The 2,304-nt window shown below is 75.0% G+C and carries 3 protein-coding genes and 1 pseudogene; all 4 read left to right on the top strand.

The genetic code is table 11. From position 1 onward, the window contains the following. Nucleotides 1-402 (top strand): annotated as a pseudogene (locus tag V7E45_RS38035) (hypothetical protein); the annotation flags it as partial. Next, entirely contained in the window at nucleotides 392-829 is a 438-nt protein-coding gene (locus tag V7E45_RS38030) for a roadblock/LC7 domain-containing protein (protein ID WP_333778844.1), read from the top strand. The pseudogene V7E45_RS38035 and the gene V7E45_RS38030, both read left to right, overlap by 11 nt. 7 nt (nucleotides 830-836) lie before the next feature. After that, a complete protein-coding gene (locus tag V7E45_RS38025; protein WP_333778843.1) occupies nucleotides 837-1,217 on the top strand; it encodes a DUF742 domain-containing protein in 381 nt (126 codons plus the stop codon). 249 nt (nucleotides 1,218-1,466) lie between these two features. Then, nucleotides 1,467-2,255: a carbon-nitrogen hydrolase family protein gene (locus tag V7E45_RS38020; RefSeq protein ID WP_333778842.1), complete on the top strand. Its 789-nt coding sequence runs from the start codon at nucleotides 1,467-1,469 to the stop codon at nucleotides 2,253-2,255. Nucleotides 2,256-2,304 lie beyond the last annotated feature (49 nt).

Here is a 2,304-nt window from a genome sequence, read left to right as displayed (position 1 = left end):
CGGGCGGCGGGGGGGGAGGTGTGGGGGGGTGTGCCTTGTCGGTGGGGGAGCGGGGGCGGGCCGGGGCGGGGGGCCCCCGGCGCCCCCGCGCTGCCCACCCGCACCCGCCAGGCCTCCCTCGCCAGGGAACTGCGCGAGGAGCCGCCGCCCCGGGCCGCGGCACCCGTGCGCGAGGTCGACGCCGACGAGATGCGCGCGATCTTCGGCGCCTTCCAGCGCGGCCTGGACCGCGGCCGCAAGGGCCTTACGGCGGCCGACGGCCCGCACGCACCCACCGGGGCCGCCCGCCTCCCCGACGGCGGCGACCCGGTCACCGACACCACCGGCACCACCGACATCACCGACGCGGACCCGGTGACCACCCACGCCGACGAAGGGACGGACACCGACGATGCACGGTGACGACCAGAACCCCGAGAACCCGTCCCCGGTCGCCGGCGCGCCCGGCACGGACCTCGGCTGGCTGCTCGACGACCTCGTATCCCGTACGGACCACGTCCGCCAGGCCGTGCTGCTCACCGCCGACGGCCTTCCGCTGAGCAGCTCGGACGGCATGCGCAGACGGGACATCGAGCACCTGGCCGCCGTCTGCTCCGGCTTCCACGGCCTCGCCCGCTCGGCGGGGGAGCGTTTCGAGGCGGGGGAGGTGCGGCAGACCATGGTCATGCTGGAGGACGCCTACCTCTTCATCACCCCCGCCGGGCACGGCAGCCGCCTCGCCGTGCTCAGCGAGGCGCGCACCGACGTCGGACAGCTCGCCCACGAGATGGCCCTGCTCGTCCGCCGCCTCGGCCGCCACCTGGACGCCGCCACCCGCTCGGCCTCCTGATCCCCCGGTGAGCGACGAGCACTGGTACGAGGACGAGACCGGCTCGATGGTGCGCCCGTACACCGTGACCCGCGGCCGCACCCGGCCCTCGGGCGCGCACCCCATCGACCTCATGTCCCCGGTCAGCGCACTGGACACCGCGACACCGGGACCGGACGTCGACCACGCGCGTGCCGCGCTGCTCGACCTGATCAGGCGCGGCCCGCGACCGGTCGTGGAGCTGGCCGCGGACGCCGATCTGCCCCTGACCGTCCTGCGGGTCCTGCTCGGTGACCTGGCCGAGGCGGGCCTGGTCCGCATCGGCGAGCCGCGCCGCGTCACGGCCGACGGCCCCGCCACCGATCCGGGACTGCTGCGGGAGATCATGGAGCGGCTGCGCGAACTGTAGGCACCCCGGCACCGGAATCCCCCCCGGCAGCGGAACCGCCCCCGGTCACCGGAACCGCTCCCGACACCGGAACCGGCGCCGCCCGCACGCAACGAATCGCCGCCCCGCCCGCCTGTCACGCAACGAACCGCGCACAGGCGCGCAACGGCTCCTTCTTGTCCGGCCGAGCGCGGCGACCGTACCGTCTTCGTGGCACCCGAAAACCCGGCCCGGCCACCCAGAACCCCGCTTCCCCGGTGAGGACCCCGCATGCGCACCGCCCTGCTCCAGAGCTCCGGCCGCCCCGGCTCCGTCGCCGAGAACCTCAAGGTCCTCGACGCCGCCGCGGGCCGGGCCGCCGCCTCGGGCGCCGCGCTGCTGGCCGCGCCGGAGATGTTCCTCACGGGGTACGCGATCGGCGACGACATCGCACGCCTCGCGGAGCCCGCCGACGGTGACTCCGCCGACGCCGTCGCGGAGATCGCCGGCCGGCACGGTCTGGCCATCGCCTACGGCTACCCGGAGCGCGACGGCGAGACGGTGTACAACTCCGCCCAGCTGATCTCCGCCGACGGCACCCGGCTCGCGAACTACCGCAAGACGCACCTCTTCGGCTGCGCCGAGCGTGACCACTTCACCCCGGGCGAGCAGTCGCTCGTCCAGGCCCGGCTGGGCGGCCTGACCGTCGGCATCATGATCTGCTACGACGTCGAGTTCCCGGAGAACGCGCGCGCCCACGCCCTGGCCGGCACCGACCTGCTCGTCGTGCCGACGGCGAACATGCACCCGTTCCAGTTCGTCGCGGAGTCCATGGTGCCGGTGCGTGCCTGGGAGAACCAGATGTACGTCGCGTACGTCAACCGGGTCGGCGCGGAGGGCGAGTTCGAGTTCTTCGGGCTCTCCGCACTGGCCGGGCCCGACGGGATCGCCCGCAGCCGCGCCGGCCGCGGGGAGGAACTGATCGTCGCCGACGTCGACCCCGCCTTCCTCGCCGCCTCCCGCGAGGCCAACCCGTACCTGAAAGACCGCCGTCCCGGTCTGTACGGGTCCCTGGTCTGACCCCACCGGGACCCTGACCCGCCCCCCCGGGTCCGGTCCGCCCCCGTCG

Source organism: Streptomyces sp. IBSBF 3136 (genome assembly GCF_036815105.1).
In the GTDB taxonomy this organism is placed as follows: Bacteria; Actinomycetota; Actinomycetes; order Streptomycetales; family Streptomycetaceae; genus Streptomyces.
This window is presented reverse-complemented; position numbering and strand designations above follow the sequence as displayed.

Bases quoted from the DNA above. Each gene is read 5' to 3' on its own strand.
- V7E45_RS38030 (WP_333778844.1), top strand. From the start codon at position 392: ATGCACGGTGACGACCAGAACCCCGAGAACCCGTCCCCGGTCGCCGGC.
- V7E45_RS38020 (WP_333778842.1), top strand. From the start codon at position 1,467: ATGCGCACCGCCCTGCTCCAGAGCTCCGGCCGCCCCGGCTCCGTCGCC.